At 49.5% G+C, this 485-nt stretch carries 1 protein-coding gene; it reads left to right on the forward strand.

Annotation, left to right across the window (positions count from 1 at the left end; genetic code table 11):
* Positions 1-7 precede the first annotated feature (7 nt).
* A partial coding sequence (locus FH871_RS34800; RefSeq protein WP_138995340.1) for an HAD-IIB family hydrolase occupies positions 8-485 on the forward strand: 478 nt, incomplete at its 3' end.

The raw sequence follows: 485 nt of genomic DNA on the forward strand, positions 1-485 counted from the left end.
AAAACTCATGCAAATTATTTTCAGTGACATAGATGGGACTCTGCTTAATCAGGAACATCAGGTGACTCGGGCAACGGCAAGAGCCATCAAGGCATGCGTAGATAAGGGACTATATTTTGTCCCCATCTCAGCTCGGATGCCGGAGGCTATTCGCCCAATTATTGATGAGATTGGTATCCCCAGCCCCATCATCGCCTATAATGGGGCCCTGATTCAGGCCCAGGATGGTACGGTTGTCGATAGCAAGATTATGGCCATGACTGAGGTCCTCTCGGTCTGCCATACCATTGAAAAGTTAGGCCAAGATCTAGCTTGGAATATCTATAGTTACAAGGCTTGGTATTCTTCCCAACAGGCCCACAATTTGGTTCACAATGAAGAAGTGGTCGTTGGCCTCAAGTCTCAGATTGCCGACCTGGACCAGTTGGCTAGCCTCAAGGAGGCCCACAAGGTCTTGGTTATGTGTCCGCCTGAGCGGACTGAGC

Source organism: Larkinella sp. C7 (assembly GCF_006149005.1).
GTDB lineage: Bacteria > Bacteroidota > Bacteroidia > Cytophagales > Spirosomataceae > Larkinella.